This window comes from Burkholderia sp. BCC1047, assembly GCF_902833155.1.
Taxonomy (GTDB): domain Bacteria; phylum Pseudomonadota; class Gammaproteobacteria; order Burkholderiales; family Burkholderiaceae; genus Burkholderia; species Burkholderia sola.
In genome coordinates, this window is the sequence record NZ_CADFEH010000018.1 from 15,744 (window position 1) to 32,608 (window position 16,865).

At 60.7% G+C, this 16,865-nt stretch carries 16 protein-coding genes and 2 pseudogenes; 7 read left to right on the plus strand and 11 right to left on the minus strand.

Annotated elements, in window-relative coordinates; all coding sequences use genetic code 11:
• Nucleotides 1-394: 394 nt before the first annotated feature.
• From HWX55_RS36410 to HWX55_RS19175, 10 genes and pseudogenes are all read right to left on the minus strand, one after another.
• Nucleotides 395-469 (minus strand): annotated as a pseudogene (locus HWX55_RS36410) (RES domain-containing protein); the annotation flags it as partial.
• A pseudogene (locus tag HWX55_RS36135) lies at nt 466-650 on the minus strand (MbcA/ParS/Xre antitoxin family protein); the annotation flags it as partial. The pseudogenes HWX55_RS36135 and HWX55_RS36410, both read right to left, overlap by 4 nt.
• A gap of 45 nt (nt 651-695) precedes the next feature.
• On the minus strand, nt 696-1,730 hold the full coding sequence (locus HWX55_RS19140) for a porin (protein ID WP_175976862.1): 1,035 nt from the start codon (nt 1,728-1,730) through the stop codon (nt 696-698).
• A gap of 52 nt (nt 1,731-1,782) precedes the next feature.
• The gene (locus tag HWX55_RS19145) at nt 1,783-2,328 is read right to left on the minus strand and encodes an amino acid synthesis family protein (protein ID WP_175976863.1); all 546 of its coding nucleotides are present in this window, start codon (nt 2,326-2,328) and stop codon (nt 1,783-1,785) included.
• Nucleotides 2,325-3,740: an amidase family protein gene (locus tag HWX55_RS19150; protein WP_175976864.1), complete on the minus strand. Its 1,416-nt coding sequence runs from the start codon at nt 3,738-3,740 to the stop codon at nt 2,325-2,327. Before HWX55_RS19150 ends, HWX55_RS19145 begins: the two co-directional genes overlap by 4 nt.
• Nucleotides 3,741-3,792: 52 nt before the next feature.
• The gene (locus HWX55_RS19155) at nt 3,793-4,971 is read right to left on the minus strand and encodes an ABC transporter substrate-binding protein (protein ID WP_175976865.1); all 1,179 of its coding nucleotides are present in this window, start codon (nt 4,969-4,971) and stop codon (nt 3,793-3,795) included.
• Complete coding sequence (locus tag HWX55_RS19160; protein ID WP_175976866.1) at nt 4,968-5,723, minus strand: ABC transporter ATP-binding protein; 756 nt, start codon at nt 5,721-5,723, stop codon at nt 4,968-4,970. The genes HWX55_RS19155 and HWX55_RS19160 overlap by 4 nt, the downstream gene beginning before the upstream one ends.
• Nucleotides 5,710-6,444, minus strand: coding sequence for an ATP-binding cassette domain-containing protein (locus HWX55_RS19165; RefSeq protein ID WP_175976867.1), 735 nt, complete (start codon nt 6,442-6,444; stop codon nt 5,710-5,712). Before HWX55_RS19165 ends, HWX55_RS19160 begins: the two co-directional genes overlap by 14 nt.
• A complete protein-coding gene (locus HWX55_RS19170) occupies nt 6,444-7,517 on the minus strand; it encodes a branched-chain amino acid ABC transporter permease (RefSeq protein ID WP_175976868.1) in 1,074 nt (357 codons plus the stop codon). Before HWX55_RS19170 ends, HWX55_RS19165 begins: the two co-directional genes overlap by 1 nt.
• Before the next feature lie 4 nt (nt 7,518-7,521).
• Nucleotides 7,522-8,397, minus strand: coding sequence for a branched-chain amino acid ABC transporter permease (locus HWX55_RS19175; RefSeq protein WP_175976869.1), 876 nt, complete (start codon nt 8,395-8,397; stop codon nt 7,522-7,524).
• Between the two features lie 250 nt (nt 8,398-8,647).
• Here HWX55_RS19175 and HWX55_RS19180 point away from each other — a divergent pair, with 250 nt between their 5' ends.
• Nucleotides 8,648-8,887 (plus strand): helix-turn-helix transcriptional regulator, encoded by a 240-nt coding sequence (locus tag HWX55_RS19180; protein ID WP_175976870.1) that lies wholly within the window; start codon nt 8,648-8,650, stop codon nt 8,885-8,887.
• 503 nt (nt 8,888-9,390) lie between these two features.
• Here HWX55_RS19180 and HWX55_RS19185 read toward each other — a convergent pair.
• Nucleotides 9,391-10,233 (minus strand): FCD domain-containing protein, encoded by an 843-nt coding sequence (locus tag HWX55_RS19185; RefSeq protein ID WP_175976871.1) that lies wholly within the window; start codon nt 10,231-10,233, stop codon nt 9,391-9,393.
• A gap of 239 nt (nt 10,234-10,472) precedes the next feature.
• On the opposite strand from HWX55_RS19185, the gene HWX55_RS19190 reads away from it, so the two are divergent.
• The 6 genes from HWX55_RS19190 to HWX55_RS19215 all read left to right on the plus strand — a co-directional run bounded on the left by HWX55_RS19190 (nt 10,473) and on the right by HWX55_RS19215 (nt 16,843).
• Nucleotides 10,473-11,732 carry an acyl-CoA dehydrogenase gene (locus HWX55_RS19190; RefSeq protein WP_175976872.1) on the plus strand — a complete coding sequence of 420 codons (1,260 nt, stop codon included), beginning with the start codon at nt 10,473-10,475 and terminating at the stop codon, nt 11,730-11,732.
• Nucleotides 11,733-11,762: 30 nt separating this feature from the next.
• The gene (locus HWX55_RS19195; RefSeq protein WP_175976873.1) at nt 11,763-12,041 is read left to right on the plus strand and encodes an acyl carrier protein; all 279 of its coding nucleotides are present in this window, start codon (nt 11,763-11,765) and stop codon (nt 12,039-12,041) included.
• 121 nt (nt 12,042-12,162) lie between these two features.
• The gene (locus tag HWX55_RS19200; RefSeq protein WP_244140599.1) at nt 12,163-13,050 is read left to right on the plus strand and encodes a 3-oxoacyl-[acyl-carrier-protein] synthase III C-terminal domain-containing protein; all 888 of its coding nucleotides are present in this window, start codon (nt 12,163-12,165) and stop codon (nt 13,048-13,050) included.
• Complete coding sequence (locus HWX55_RS19205; protein WP_175976875.1) at nt 13,047-13,982, plus strand: ketoacyl-ACP synthase III family protein; 936 nt, start codon at nt 13,047-13,049, stop codon at nt 13,980-13,982. Before HWX55_RS19200 ends, HWX55_RS19205 begins: the two co-directional genes overlap by 4 nt.
• A gap of 45 nt (nt 13,983-14,027) precedes the next feature.
• Nucleotides 14,028-15,638 (plus strand): acyl-CoA ligase (AMP-forming), exosortase A system-associated, encoded by a 1,611-nt coding sequence (locus HWX55_RS19210; RefSeq protein ID WP_175976876.1) that lies wholly within the window; start codon nt 14,028-14,030, stop codon nt 15,636-15,638.
• Entirely contained in the window at nt 15,635-16,843 is a 1,209-nt protein-coding gene (locus HWX55_RS19215) for a pyridoxal-dependent decarboxylase, exosortase A system-associated (protein ID WP_175976877.1), read from the plus strand. The genes HWX55_RS19210 and HWX55_RS19215 overlap by 4 nt, the downstream gene beginning before the upstream one ends.
• Nucleotides 16,844-16,865 lie beyond the last annotated feature (22 nt).

Genomic DNA, 16,865 nt, shown 5'->3' on the forward strand with positions numbered 1-16,865 from the left:
GCTCACACAACCAGCGCGCCGGTGCGGGTGTGATCACTCGCGCTGACTACGTGGTCCGGCTTCCGGTGTCACCCAACCTGACTGTTTCTCCAGCCGAATCTGCCCGGCCGACCTTCACGGACTACGGCATCGTGCCGCGTCTCCTGCCTGCCCTCTGCCCGCCACCGGCAGCCGGGCCTAGACTCAACTTTAGTCGTGTGAGCCCCACGAGCCTGAGGCGTTCGCTCGATGTCCCGAAATGAAGGGTAACATAGCCCTTAATATGTTCCCCTTCATTTCGCTAGATGCCGTCTCTCGAATGCCTTCTTCGGAATACCCTAGCGCGATTGCGCGGCACTAAACCTACGGCAAAATTGTTCAGCCAGTCTCGCGTTGACACTATCGGAATCCAGCGGCGGCCACCGACCAACATCGCGCCGGTGCCGCTCCAAATCGTGTGCCGCGTATCAACGATGCGGAACAATTTCACGCTGGCAGCCCGTAGAAGAGCTTCCAGACCAGCTCCTCAACGCGCCGCGCGCCGAGTTCCGTAAGCGCAGCATCAAGCGGGTACGCCCTTCGAGTTCCGGATGCGGGGTCGACAAGAACTCACGTGCGTCATCCTCGTCGCTCCAGACAGAGGTGGCCGTCGCAACGATCCATGCGAGGCGCCCGGGACCGACCAGCCTTTCGACTTGACGTGTTTGCATAGCAAATCAAAACCGCATCCGCACGCCCGCGCCGAGGCCATTTCCTGATGAGGCATGCGTAATCGTGTCATAGCGCCAAGCCGCATAAATGTCTGTGCGCTTCGAGAGGGGGTAGTCGTAGCCCAACGCGAACGTCGACCACCGGATACCGGAACCGGTGACAGGACGCCGACGCGTGCCTGCCCACGACAGCAGCATACTGCCCATTCCGAATCGCGCGCTTGCTCCCACCTGCACGGTGTCGTCGGTCACGTTGCTATTGTTGCTCACCCGCTCGTACTGGAACATGAGCTTCGTTGCGTAGATCCGATAGGCACCGCCGACAAGCCATGCCGTTTGTGCCGTCGCACCGTTAAGAAAAAGCGAAGCTGTGTGCAAACTTTGCACCGCAGCCGTTGCCGAAAACGGGCCGGCGAAGTAAAGCACGTTGGCACTATAGTCCGCCTGCCCAGTGTGGCCGGCCACACCCGCATTGCTATAGAGCAGGCTTCCAGAGAGCCCGCCGACCTCCGGTGTCTGATACAACACTGAACTGTCGATCGCCGTATCGCTTTGCACGGAAGCCGCCCCCATAGCCGAGCCCAGGTATCCGTGGGAGATCATCGGCGAGAACGCGAACGAGTTACCGAATGGATTGAAGAGCAACGTGGAGACGAACAGGGGTGCCGTATTGCGCCCGATCGTCACCTCCCCAAAGCGTCCGCTCAGTCCGACAAAGGCATTGCGACCGAAGAACGACTGACCATTGAATGAGCCGAGCTGACCAGCGTTGACTCTGAAAAAACTCTCCAGCGTGAATACCGCCTTCATGCCGTGGCCAAGATCCTCCGATCCCGTCACGCCCCAATATGACGTCGTCATCCCGCCTGAGCCTACCTGCCAGGCACTGCCGGCCGCGCCTGGCGCATGCGTTTCGCCAACAAAGGCGTCGATCAAACCGTAAAGCGATACCGAAGACTGGGCGTGGACGACGCCCGGAATGCCCCACATTCCAACCAAAACAGCGCAAGCGCGCGCCAAGCCCCAAACTATCTTCCGCATAGGTTCTCCTCCTCGTTGTTCGAATCGATCGCGCGCAACCGAGGCGACGCGTCTACGCGGACAGGACGCGCGCGAGCGGCCGTCCGTGCTCGGCCAATGCGACGGCCACCACGAGTTCATCCGGCGCAGGAGAATCCGGCACAACCAGCGAAGCGGTATCGAAGTAATCGAAGTTCCACATGTCAACCGCACCATGCAACGGAATGTCCAGGCATGCGCCTGCGGCGCCGCGCTTCGTGACGGACGGAATGAGCGAGGTAGTCCCCGGTAGACAGGCGCGTATCGCCTTGCCCATTCGTGGATGTAACAGCGCAGCCGCACACTCGAGCGGCACCGCCGTGCCCACCAAGGCGGCCTTGCCGTACCCTTGAATGGCCCCGCGTTGCACGCCCAGTGCGCATCGGGCGTGCTCGGTCAGCGACGTCCCCAGCTCCGCACCGAACTCGTACAGAGGCTCAAGAGGACCATCTATTCGCCAGTTCCGCCGCGACAGGACCGCAGCTGCAATGGCCTGGCGGTGTGCTGGATAGATCGCGGTGTTCAACTCGGCACGCCGCTCAACCAGATGCACCACGATCTTTGCGATTTGAATGCTCACGGGGTTACCTCCGTGGCCACTGCGTGCTCGCCCTGCAACAGGGGCGCCGTGGGAAACGCGCCGCGCGCCGACTCGTAGGCGCGTGCGGCACGCAGTACGAGCGCATCCGCGTGCAAACGCCCAACGATCTGCACCCCCGTGGGCAAACCACCGGGCAGGCCGCACGGCACGCTGGCGGCAGGCAGCCCGGTCTGGTTGCACCACGATGTCTGCTGAGGTGCCGTCAGCAGTGTCTTCGGCAACCCGGGTACCGGCAATGGGCCGCAGTGAAACACCGGTGTCACGAGCAAGTCGTAGCGCTCGAAGAACGCGGCCATCTCGACACCCAGCAGATGACGTGCACGCAACGCACCGGCAAGTTCTGGCGCGGTGACTTGCAGACCGGACTCCACAAGGACCTGTACGTCCGAGTCGAGCTGTGCACGTTGCGCCTCGCTCATCGCGCATGCACGTTGTGCAAAGAACACCGACCACTGAATCGCGTGCATGCGACTGTCCAGATAATTGGCCAGCGGCTTCACATTGACTTGCTCGACGTGCGCACCCAAGGCCTCGAATACATCCGCGGCCTGCGCGACACTCGCAGCGACCATGGGGTCGACCGTCACGCCCGCAATCCCAGGGCAATACGCCACGCGCAGCCCGGCGACGCCATGCTCCAGTCCAATGCGATAGTCCACCGGGCGATCTGACTCTGGCCGCAAAGGATCGTGCGCTCCCGATGCAACGCTGAGCATCAACGCGGCGTCGCGCACATTGCGCGCAATTGGCCCGAGCGTGGATAGTCGCGTCCAGGAGCCGGCTACGCCGGTCGGCACGAGATCGAACGTGGGCTTAAAGCCTACGACGCCGCTCCAGCACGCCGGCACACGAATCGACCCGCCGCCGTCGGTAGCCAGCGACAAAGGACCCATGCCAAGCGCGACCGCAACTGACGAGCCGCCGCTGCTGCCACCCGGTGTCACGCGCCGATCCCAAGGATTGCGGGTAATGCCGGTGAGCGGGGAGTCCGTCACAATCTTGTTGCCGTATTCCGATGTCGTCGTTTTTCCGAACAACAATGCCCCGGCACGGCGCAGGCGCGAAACCGCAGGCGCATCGCTACGTTGCAGGGTGTCCGGGCTCGTCAATGAGCCATACCGCGTCGGAAATCCTTGTACATTGATGAGATCCTTGACCGATACCGGCACGCCATCGAGTAGCCCGAGCGGCTCGCCGCGCATCCAGCGCTGCTCCGATTCGCGCGCTGCCTGCAGCGCCATATCTGCATGGAAGCTGCACATGCAATTCACGAGCGGATCAAACTGCTGGATGCGCTCCAGCACTGCCTCCATACACTCACGCGGCGACAGTGCATGACGTCGATACTCGACAAGCAACGTCTCTGCACTCATCATGGATATATCATTCATATCGTACTCCTTAGTGATATAGACAAGGTAATGACAGAATGTCGTGACCGCTTTATCCCTGACAGGTCGGTAAAATCGTTCCGACTGAATCCAAAATCGCAAAGCTGTTATCCGCCTGCGCCTGAGCGATGCGCGTCATGCATGTGACGTGATCGCCCGCTCGGCTCACGCCCGTCTTACCGCGCGGCAAATTCAGCGAAATGCCCGACAATGCCGTCTTGACATGCATGACCTCGACGCTGCCAGCGTCTTGTGCGGCCTGCGCAAAGAGTCGAATGCCCGCGTACGTGCATTCCCCGTGAGGCAGCATCACCGCATAGGGGCCTAACCGCGGCGCACGGGTGTCGGCCACGCGCGCGGTGTAGCGCGCAAGAAAGCGACGATTTTCAGCGCTATCGATGCTCATAAAGTACGATGACACACCGATGGCGCCCGTTGATGCGCCTGCAGTTGCAATCGATAGCGATTCATGCGCGATGTCCGTGACCAACTGCGGCCTCATCGCAAACGACCGATACTGTTTGACAAACGTGACCGGATCATCGCCGATGCTGTGCCATACCACTTGCGGCTGCTGTGCTGCAATTCGTTGAAGCACGGCACCGTAATCGCGCGTGCCGAACGGCAACCAGTACACGTTCAACAAGCGGCCACCGTGGCGAGATACGGCCGCCTCCAGCGCGGGCACCAGCACCTTGCGGTTGCTGCCGACGTCCGAGACGACCGCGCTGACACTCTTTCCACCACCACGCATGAGCCACGTAATGGGCGGTTCGACCCGCTGAGCAACACTCAGACCGGTACTTAACAACAGCGGATCACAGCGACCCTCGTCGAAATTCGGATAGACGACAAGACGCGCGGCCGTCTTAGCGGCCTGCAGCGCCGCCTCGCGCTCGGACGGCAGCACCATGCCCGTGAGCATCGCTACTTCGTCACGCATCAATAGCTGCCTGGCCTTCTCGAGCGTCACTGCCGTCGACATCTGCGTATCTTCGACGGTCAGTTCGAGCGGGCGCCCAAGCAGTCCGCCAGCAGCGTTGATTTCTTCAATGGCGAGCATCGCACAGTGCCGATTGGTTTCCCCGACCCGGGTAAGTGGTCCGCTCAACGGCGCAAGCAATCCGATCTTGATCGGCGCCGCCGCTCGGACGAGATTCGGACAAACGGCGGCGCTGAACGCCCCAAGCGCGCCCCAAAGGGCAGATCGCGAAAAGTCACGTCGATTCATGTGGATTCTCTTTCAACGAATGCCGCTTGCGAATCAGCCGTCCGTTCAGCAGCAGGTGACAAGAATTGGGCCAACGGGTGCGCGCTGTCCGTGCCGCGGTGCGGTTCGATTTTTCCCGCATGGGCGAGCCGCCCGTTCTTGAGCACAACGCATCGCTGCGCGCAGCGCAAGACGAGGTCAAGATTCTGCTCGACAAGCAGCACCGCCAGCTTCGAGCGACGGCACAGCACCGGGATTACATCACCGATCAGCTCGACAAGATTGGGTTGCACGCCGTCAGAAGGCTCGTCCAGCAACAACAGTTTCGGTCGACCACACAACGCACGCGCGATAGCCAGTACCTGTTGCTCGCCGCCCGACAACGTCCCGCCATGTTGCGAGAGCCGCGTTTTCAATACCGGGAAATACTCGAACACCTCATCCAGAATCTCGGCGTCGCCGGCCGCCGCGGCTCCCATCATGAGGTTCTCGCGCACCGTGAGCTTCGGAAAAATCCATCGCCCCTGCGGCACCAACCCGATGCCCAGCCGAGCGATTTCATGCGCGAGCATGCCGTTGATGACGTGCTCGCCAAAGCAAACCCCGCCGCTCACGTGCGGCAAAAAGCCCATGATCGCCTTCACAAGCGTCGTTTTTCCCGCTCCATTACATCCGAGCACCCCGACCACTTCGTTAGGCTGAACGGCAAGCGTGATCTGGTGCAAGACAGCGACGTCGCCGTATCCGGCCGACAGATTTTCAATGTGCAGCATGACTTGCCCCCTGCCCCAGATAAATGCGTCGGACTTCCTCGTCCTTCGCAATATCGTCGTAGCGCCCTTGGCGAACGATTTGGCCGCGGTGCATAACCCACGTCTCGCAATCAAGCGACTGCACGAAACGCAGGTCGTGTTCGATGGCAAGTACCGCACACTGCTCACGCAGGCGGTGGATGAGATGCACAAGCCGCTGAGCATCAGTGGCGGATAAACCCGCAGCGGGCTCGTCGAGCAACAACAATGCGGGGCGACACATCATGGCCATGCCGATTTCCAACCACTGGCGCTCGCCGTGTGGCAGATGCATCGCCAGCATGTCGGCTTGCACGGCAAGGCCGATTTGCTCGAGAACGCCATCGAGGTCCCGCGTCGAAAACGCCTGTCGATTCGACACACCGAGCGCGGCCACTTCGAGGTTCTCGCGTACGCTCATCGTCTGGAAGACATTCGTTCCCTGGAATTTCCGTACGACGCCACGCCTGCAGTATTGATACATCGGTCGACCGGTCATTCGCTCGCCCGCCAGATACAGCTCGCCAGCCTCAGGCACAATCGCGCCCGACATCAGCCCAACCAGCGTGCTTTTTCCAGCGCCGTTCGGGCCGATGACGCAAAGCAAGTCTCGCGCGCCAATTTCTACGTCAACGCCCGCAATCGCGTTAATGCCGCCAAATGCACGGTACAGCCCGACACCTTTGATGATCGGCGCGTTCATCACGACCCTCCTTCGACGCGCTGCGCACAAGAGCGCGGCATGCGTTTGAGTGATATTCCAGTGATTTGACGCAGTCCCTTGAGCATGCCCCCCAGACGCACACCGTTCGGCAAGCAAAGCACGCACGCGAGAAAAACTGCACCGAGAATAAGCGGCCACCACTGTGTGCTCAAACTCGACGCACCACGCCTGAGTAGCGTCAGGCCGACAGCGGCGAGCACGGGACCGCCCAGCGAGCCACGTCCGCCTATGGCAACCCAGAGAATGACTTCGGTGGCCAATGCCGGTGAAAACACATCGGGCGCAACAACGCCGGCTGCTGCCGCCATCAAGCAGCCCGCCAGCGCGGCCAACACCGCCGAGGCCATGAACATCAACAGGAGATGCCAGGACGTGTGATATCCGCACGCCAGCGCGCGCCATTCGTTCGTCGAGATCGCCGCGAGCGCCTTCCCGTATCGGCTGCGACAAAGCAGCCACACCACCGCAAGCAGCACAACGAGGAATGTTGCGACGGCGTACCAAGACGCGACCGGGCCGCTCAAATCGAGTGTGTGCCCCGCAAGCTTGAAGGACAGCCCCGGAATACCGAGCAAGCCCGTGTCTCCGCCTGTCACCGACTGCCAGCTCGTTGCAAGCTGCTGCGCGATAATCAACACTGCCATGCTGAGGATGGCAAAGAAATGCAGCCTCACCCCTGCATACAGCAAGAAGTAACCGAGAACAGCAGCTGCGACCGCAGCACAGGCAAGGCCAGCGAGCAATCCGACTAACGGCGTCTGCCCAAACTGGACCGTAGTCACGGCGAAGCCGTATGCTCCAATGCCGAAGAAGGTCGTGTGACCCAGCGTCAGTACACCGGCACGCCCCCACAGCAGGTCATAACTGAGCGCCAATATCGCCAATACGAGTGCATCGCGTATCACGGTGAGTTGATACGCCCCAACGACAAGCGGCAGAATCGCGCCGGCCACAACGATCGCAAAACCGGTCATAACCGGAGACACATCGCTGCCGCTCAAGGCGGGTTGTGACAACCAATTCCGCGCGCGAGAAAAATGACGATCGAACATTGCCTTACCCCTTTCCGAGAAGCTGATGCGCCGCACTAAAGCCGGGGAGCAGACCCTGCGGCCGGAAACGAATCAGGACAATCGATACAATCAGGACCATCGCCGACGCGAGCGACGGATCGACGCGATAGCTGAGCAAGGTCTCGATCGTGCCGACAAACGCGCTGCCGAGTATGCTGCCGGCCACCGAGCCGATCCCACCCAGCACGATCACGAAGAACGCCTTGGCAAGATAGGACACCCCGAGATGGGACTCCACCGACACCATGGGCGCCACCAGAACACCGGCGAGCGAAGCGAGCGCGGCGCCACCACAAAAGGCCACCCGATTCAGCCTTCTGGTATTGATACCGACAGCCTCAGCCATCGCCGGATGTTGGATGACCGCGCGCAGCTTCGTACCAAAACGCGTGCGGGTGAACAGCACCCAGCATCCAGCGGTAACAGCCAGTGCCACACCGATCACGAACATCCGGTAAGCAGGATAGTTGCCGCCCGGCACTTCAACGGTTGCGTTGAACGGCGCATAGACCAGCATCGGCTGAGTGCCGAAGACGAGCTCGATCGCCTTCTGAACGATCAGACTGACCGCGTAGGTCGCCAGTAGTGTATCCAGTGGACGGGCATAGAGCAGTCGGATGACAAAGCGCTCGAGACACCAACCGAGACCCGCGCCGACAATCGGCGCAGCGAGCAACGCAGCCCAGAATGCGTGTTGACCTCCCACGGACTGCGCAACCGCCAACGTGTAAGCCCCCATCGTCACCCACTCGGCATGCGCGAGGTTCACGATATCCATCAGGCCGAACACTATCGCGAGACCGAGAGAAACCAGTATAAGTACGGAAACGTAGGTCAAAATATTTAGCATTCCTATCATATATACCTCAAAGTGAAATTCTGAAGTCCAGCAAGACTCCGGCAACTCCCGTCTTCGGCGCATGCCGTCAGGAGGCGCACGCCCAGTGCAACCGCTTGACGCTCCTGGCGGCGAGGCACATCGACAGCCCCACCCAAAACCAACAATACATTGTGAATTCACAATCGCGCAAGGTGGAATTCACAATTTGTTGTGAATTTTTGATCGTACGTTCCCCGATACTCGATCTGCCCCGTCCAGTCGAGCCCGCATGACCACCGCAAAATTTATCGAGGCGCTCGGGAACGAGATCCGCGCACGTCGCAAGATGAAGAAACTTACCCAAGTGGGTCTCGCTCTGCGCGCCAATGTCCATCCGAACACGGTCTCGTTAATCGAGCGTGCTCAAATCGCCGCAAAAATTGACGCTTTGCTCGTTCTCTCTGCCGCCCTCGATACACCTCTTTCCCAGTTACTCAAAGGCGCAGAAGAGCGCGCAAACCTTCGTTAAGCCGGTCAGATTCGGGCAACAGCCGCAATGCCTTGCCGACGCGAGCCGGCAACTCAACTCTCGCGAACCGTCCACCGACTCGCCAACCAACGCCGCTCCACGTAAGACTCGCACGCGTCGTGATGATCCACGAACGACGCCTGCCGTGCGTACGATTCTCACATCTCGGCTTGAACACTATTTATTATCATTAAATTTACGATCGGACGCGCTACGCCGTCAATTCGTACAGTGCTAGAGTTTACCCGCAATATCTATCGCTGCCGCGAAGCCGCTTGCACCATACGAGAGGGCGAACACCGGGTTCTACCCTAATTTATTACAATAAATTTATTGCTTCGTAACCAAAGCTTTGCGGGACTTATGGCGAGTGGAAGAACTCAACCAGACTGCTGAACAGGTCCCACCTATCGGAGCATCATCAGACGCCTCAGAGTGCCGGCAAGCACTCTCTCATCGAGCACCCTAGCGGCCTGTTCCGGTGGCCCCCTGTTGTTTAGCGTCTAGCAACATGACGGAGGATTTCGGCCCGCCGGCATATCGAGTTCGGAGTCGAGCACAAGCTTTTGCCTCAACGCGGCATGTACTTTCCGCAGTTGTGCTTCGGCCTCGTCCATATGCTCGGCCATCAAGCGCTCCACTGTCGGAGCATCGCGCCGCCGTGCAGCCTCGAGAATTGCACGGTGCGCAGCGAGCGTCGTACGACCGAACGCCTGATAGTCACGCTGCGTGACGTTGCCCGCCACAATCACCAGCGAGTGCAGCATCTGATTGATGATCCGGCAAAGGCACCGCAAAAACGCGTTCGGATGAGCAGCGGCCAGCACGTCGTGAAAATGGATATCCTCGCAGCGCTGATCGAGCGCCTGCTCGTGGCCGGCCACAAATGGCTCACACACTGAAATGCTGCGCTCGAGTGCTTCGAAATCTGCATCCGTCAAATGCGCTACTGCGCCAGCAGCGACAATCGGCTCGAGCGTGCGTCGCACCGCATAGAGCTCCTCGAGCGTGACGTTCTCGAAGAACAAATAGTTCTGCAGTGCTTGGAACGCCCGCGCAAGCGGCACACGCGTAATTGTGGCACCTCCCTCGGGGCCTGTACTGAGGCTCACGAGTCCCTGCACTTCCAGTGCCTTGAGCGCATCACGCATTGAGCCGCGGCTCACGTTGAACATCTGCTGTAGCTCAGCTTCCTTGTTCAGGCGCTTGCCCGGACGCACCCGCCCGTCGTTAATCCAACCCTTGATCAGCTCGGCCACCTGATCGCCCCGCTTGGTCGTACGCGGGCCGCGTTTGTCCGGCGGCATAGATTGCGTTTTACGCGTTGCTCGTTGTCGTCCTACCATGTTAGTCACGTCCGTGGTTGGCCAGCGTCATCCAATATCGGCGCATTATCGGGCATCCCTGTCGCCGCTGGCGAAAATCCGTGGCCGGCCTCACCCAACGCCACCCTCCCTAGGTTGGGAGGTAGCAAACCCTCCCTCAGATGCCTACGCTGCATGTCAGATGGCATGAACGCCGCGCGAGCGTGTCGTCCGTGCCGCACCATCGCCCGCCGCACGTGCGCCAATCGGAACGATCGGACATGCCAGACGCTCTGCACACATCGCAACCTCACCACGAAGTCGCAACGCTCAAGGCGGCCCTGGCCGCCTTCGGGCTGGATCTCGATCGCCTATACGCGCAAATACGCGCACATCGCGAGGAAGCGGATCGTACCGGACAAATTCCTGCAACGTTCTGGCAAGGCGATACGGTCCGCGCTTTGAATCTGAATCTCGTGCCGAGCCAATTCGGGGGATGTCCCGGGGTGCAATCGCTCGTCTCACGCGTGATGCTGATGGAATATCTGGGCTACGCGGACGCCGCGCTCGCGCTGGCCCTGCCCGGCCCAGGACTTGCCATGCCTCCGGTTCTCGCGCTCGCCAACGAACAGCAGCAGGCAGCATTCTTCGCAGGCTTTCACAACGACGCGCCACGCTGGGGTGCGTTTGCAATTACGGAGCCCGATTGCGGGTCCGACGCAACAGCCATGCGAACGTCGGCCCGCAAAACCGCGCACGGCTGGGTGCTTAATGGCACCAAATGTTTCATCACGAACGGCGCACGCGCGAACACGATCATCACATTCGCAACGATCAACTGCAACGCGGGCCGCTTCGGCATCCGGGCATTTCGCGTCGAGCACGACACTCCGGGGTTCTCGGTCATGCGTGTCGAACATATGGCCGGGCTGCGGGTCAGCCAACTGGCCGTGCTGTCGTACAGCGATTGCGAAGTGCCTGACGATGCTTGCCTCACGCGCGACGACCACGCGCCATTGAGCGATGCGTTTTCCGGCGCGCAACGGTCATGGGACTATTTTCGGCCGCTGCTCTCCGCAGTGATGGTCGGCACGTGTCGACGGGTACGTGACGAACTCACAACCTATTTCGAATCAGGCTCACATCCGGCCGACCTGCGATGCAGTCCCGGCGACGTCGACGTGCATCTTTTGGATCTCGACCGGCATATCACGACTGCGCGCCTGCTCTGTCATCACGCAGCATGGCTCGCAGATCAGGGCCATCCGAGCGCCATGCACGCCTCGATGGCCAAGGCATACGCCGCACGCGTGACAGCCCACGTCACTCGAACCGCACTCGCGCTCGTTGGGCTCGGCGGTATCGCGCATTGTCCATCGCTAGAACAATGCTGCCGAGACGCCAAGGCGTTCGACATCATGGAGGGCACCGGCGACATGCAGCGGCTGATGATCGCCCGCGCTGCCCAACGCGCGCCGCAATTGCCGTGGGAATCCACTTCAGACGCGCTTGCACATTCGGCCGCCTTGCCGCGTGCATGACCTCACCTGCCCTTCATACCGGAGACGTTCATGACATCCAATTCCGTATCAAATCGCCCTGACGATATTGCTACCGCGCTCAAATCCTGTCTGCTGTCAACGCTCGGCACGCATCTGAGCGCCGAGCTCATCGAGGGCGACACAAACCTCTTCGACCTTGGTGTCGATTCAATGAACATGACCGAGCTTCTGCTGCAAGTGGAGCAGCGCTTCAAGTTTGCGCTTGACCCCGAAGATCTGAGCAGCGACCTCTTCCTGCGATTCGACAACCTGGTTGCATTCGTCGCCTCCCATGTTTCCTCGAACTGAGTCCAGGGCCCCGGCTCCCAGGATCGTCGCCACCGCTCAGTACATTCCATTCGCACGCAGCGCGCACCCTACACGCACCGACGTGAGCTCGCCACTGCGGCAATGCCCCCTTGATTCCGTGATGCAAACGGTCTATGGCGACACACTGCGCTGGCGTGATGAATGTGAGCCCCAACGCGCGCCAACGGCGCCTTCGCCGCCTGCGCTTTCAGATGAGCTCGTCGTAGCCGAGTCGAATCTCTCACTGTCCGACATGGCACTACGCGCGGCACGCCTGTTGTATGACGGTGCCTCACAACTTCCCCCGCCAGACCAAATCATCGTTTGCTCGACCAGCTTCGAACATGATCTGGCATTGTCCTGTGCGGGACGTTTGCATCACGAGCTCGCATCGCGTCGGCCGCCATTCGCGATCGGGCAGCTTCAGGACGTCTCGTTTGCAACGGCGCTCGATCTCACGCTCGCCATGATGGATGTCGACCCAGAGCTCAATACCGTCCTGATTGTCGCGGCTGAGCGCTGGCTTCCCCCCTTTTCTCGGCACGTTCACTTACACACGCTCCTCGCCGATGGAGCCGCTGCCGCTCTCGTGACACGCCATCCGTCACCTGGCTGGCGCGTGCGCGGCCTAACCATCTGTACGCCGGCTACGCCCAGCAGCTCCAGCGTCATCGCAACGCCTGTCGATTCCGCCACGCTTATGGGCGCCATCAACAAGGCGCTGGCACGAGCTGCCTGTCAGGCCACACAAATGGACTGGATTGTCCCAGCGAAGACGGACAACCGACTATTGCGCAGTATCCGCACGCACGGTGACTTGCCGCTCGAGCGCATCTGGCTCGCAGATGACTCGCCCGGCCACCTTTGCGCAGCACACACACCTGCGCGTCTTGATAGCCTCACACGGGCTGTCTCGCCGCGCGATGGCCAACATCTGCTTATATGGTCTACGGGATTTCACGGCCAAGTCGCCTGTGCGATTCTTCAATTCTGCGAAGCGCCATCATGAGAACGAGTCCCTTCTCGCTTTCCGCGGTCGCCCACAGTCTGCCGGCTCAAACCGTACACGTAAATCAGTGGGTCAAACGTTGCGGTCTGTCTGACGCGAGCGCTCGTGCACTGCGCGATCACGGTGTGGGGCAGTTCCACGACGCCGAGGGCGAGTCCCCAGCAAATCTGGCCGTACGTGCTATCACGACACTTTTGCGCGAAACCGCAATACCACGCTCAACGGTCGATGCCCTTATTCACACGCATACGATACAGACGAGCGCGCTCGCGCCACCTGCCAGTACAGCCCATTACATTCAACACCATTGCGGACTAAACCGGGCATTGACGTTTTCCGTCACGCAGCAGCAGTGCGTGTCTCCGATGGCAGCCATCCGGGTGCTGCTCGCGCTTGCGGCGCGATACCCCACTATCGAGCGCGCCATCATCGTATGTGCGGATATCATTGGTTCGGGCTGCGATCGACTTCGCGCGATTGGGGACCTGGCGCTGCATAGCGACGGCGCATGCGCGTTGCTACTTGAACGGGGGGCCGAACACAACGTCATCGCCAGCTTGCATCTATATACCGATGCGCGCTTCTTTCGCGGTACGGACGACACCTTGCAGCCGATTCCCGACGATCGGTACTACTGGTCGGCCTTTACCACCATGCGCGCAGCTATTCGCCAGGCAAACATCGCACCCAACGACATCGCGCACGTACTGCCTCACCACGTCAATCTACCCGGCTGGGCACGCTTGATGGGAATGCTCACCATTCCCGAGGCGCGGCTATTTACCGCGAATTTCGGCACGGTCGGCCACGCATTCGGTGCGGATCCGTTCATCAATTTCGAGACCTGTCGCAACCAGCAGGCCGGTGAATTGTCGTTGCTTTTTTCCAGCGGTATGGCCGGCTGCTTCGGCGCCCTGGTGATTCGTCATTGACGACCACCGAGCATCTTCCTCAACACGACGACTCCATTCCACACCATGCGAAACATACTTGACCTCGTGCAGGCAACCGCACATCAGGCACCCGATTCGCACGCGATCGTCTTCGGCGATATCCGCCTGAGCTACCAGGAACTTGTCGAGCGCGCATGTGCACTTGGCGACGCAATCGCCTCGCTCGGCATCGCGCCTGGCGCACGTATCGGCGTCTTTCTGGACAAGCGCATCGAAACCGTCGTGTCGCTGCTCGGTATTGCCGCCGCGGGCTGCGTTTTTGTGCCGATCAATCCGCTGCTCAAACCGCAACAGGTCGCACATATCCTGCACGACTGCGGCGCGATCTGCCTGATTACCAGCGCGATGCGTGCACGCTTGCTGGCTGAGAACGGGCCGCTCGCCCTCACCCACACAATCCTTACAGATGCCCACGATGAAACGGCACCTATATACGACGGGACTGTACGGGTCCAGCGTTGGAGTGAGTGCTTCGCCCGGGACGCTGTCGACACGCAACGAAAAGCATCCGATGTCCCGACATCGGGCATTGACACGGACCTCGCGGCCATTCTCTATACATCCGGCTCGACGGGGCGACCCAAGGGCGTCATGCTCAGCCACCGCAACCTGCTCGAAGGTGCGTGGAGCGTCGCTCATTATCTGAACCATATGCGCGCCGATCGAATCCTGGCCGTACTACCGCTTAGCTTTGATGCAGGCCTGAGCCAGCTCACGTCGGCTTGGGCACGCGGCGCCGCCGCTGTCCTTGTCAACTATCTCTGCCCACAAGACGTGATAGAGGCCTGCGCGCGTGAGCGTATCACCGCGATCACGGGCGTGCCTCCCTTGTGGATGCAACTGGCCCATGCTCGCTGGCCCGATGCAGCGCGCACCACGCTGCGCTACTTTGCCAATACTGGCGGCCGCATGCCCAAGGCAGTACTGCAACGCCTGCGCGCGCTGTTTCCGCAGGCCAAACCCTACCTCATGTATGGTCTGACCGAGGCGTTCCGCTCGACCTACCTCGACCCGGCCGAAGTCGATCACCGCCCTGACTCGATCGGCAAGGCCGTGCCAAATGCACGCATCTTGGTCGTGCGCCCCGATGGTTCGCCGTGTGCGCCTGATGAACCCGGCGAACTCGTACATGTCGGCGCGTGCGTCACGATGGGCTACTGGGGTGATCCAGCGCGAACCTCCGAGCGCTATCGTCCCTCTCCCGAGCAAAAGCCTGGCGGGGCTGCGCCGGACACTGCGGTCTGGTCTGGAGACCTTGTGCGACGCGATGCGCACGGCTTTCTGTATTTCATTGCGCGCAACGACGCGCAAATCAAGAGTTACGGCTACCGGATTAGCCCGGAAGAAGTCGAGGAAATCATCCACGAAAGTGGTCTTGTTTCCGAAGTCGCCGCCGTGGGTGTACCCGATGATGCGCTCGGCGCGACGATCACGCTGGTCGTCGTGCCGGCAGTCACGCCGTTTCTCGCCCAAACGCTGCTGTCGTGGTGCAAGCAACGCCTGCCCAGCTACATGGTGCCGCATCGCATCATCGTTCAGACGGACATCTCCCGCAACGCCAACGGCAAATTCGATCGCGTGGCCTTGCGAGACGCACTCGTGAGCGCGCCGAACAACCAAGCGAGGCCAATATGAATCGATCATTGACCCGCCGCCATGACGTCCTGTTCGCCGACAGTATCGACGTCACACGGCTTGCCAATCGTGCAGGTTCCACACCCTTTTTCGTCTATGCGCGCGCCGCAATCGATGCCCGCGTGTGCCAGTTGCGTGCAAAACTGCCGGCGTCGATACAGTTGCATTACTCGATCAAGGCCAACCCAATGCCTGCTGTCGTACACCATCTGGCCATGCGAATCGACCGCTTTGACGTGGCCTCCGGCTCCGAGTTGGCATTGGCGCTCAACGCAGGCATGCCGCCTGATCAGATCGGCTTTGCAGGTCCGGGCAAAACACGTGAAGAGCTACGGTGTGCAGTCGCCAGCGGCGTGAACGTGCATATCGAATCGCTCACGCAACTGCATCTGGTGGCAGCCCTTGGCTGGGAGCTGGGCCTGCGCCCAAACGTGACAATTCGCGTGAACCCGGATTTTCAGATCACGCACGCCGGCATGCGCATGGGTGGGGGAGCGACTCAGTTCGGCATCGACGCCGAACAGGTTCCGGCACTACTGCAAGAACTGGGCACATGTGACGTGACGCTGGCGGGTTTTCACGTCTTCTGGGGCTCGCAGTGCCTGCACCCGGCTACCTTCGTCGAAGCACAGCGGCGCAGTGCCGAGCTCGTCATGAAGCTCGCATCCGATTTGCCACTGCCGCCCCGGTACGTGAATCTGGGCGGCGGTTTTGGCATTCCCTATTTCGAAGGCGAAGTACCGCTCGATCTCGATGCCGTCGCCCAGCCAATGCACGCTTGGCTCTCGCGCATGCAACGCGCTTTGCCCGGTGTGCGCCCCGTGCTCGAATTTGGGCGTTACCTGGTCGGCGAGGCCGGTGCCTATGTATGCCGCGTCATCGATCGAAAAGTTTCACGCGGAACCACCTTCCTTGTCACCGACGGCGGCCTGCACCACCACCTCGCGGCCTCCGGCAACTTCGGGCAGGTACTGCGCCGCAATTTCCCAGTGGTACTCGGCAATCGGCTCGGCGATACACCGACTGAGCGATGTCACATCGTCGGCTGCTCGTGCACTCCGCTTGATCGCATCGTCGACGACGTGCTGCTCCCCGAAGCTCACATTGGCGACTTCGTTGTCGTTCTGCAATCGGGCGCCTACGCGCGCTCGGCAAGTCCCCGGGATTTCCTCGGTCATCCCGAAGCAATCGAGATGCTCGTCTGACACCGGTGACTCACACCCAATA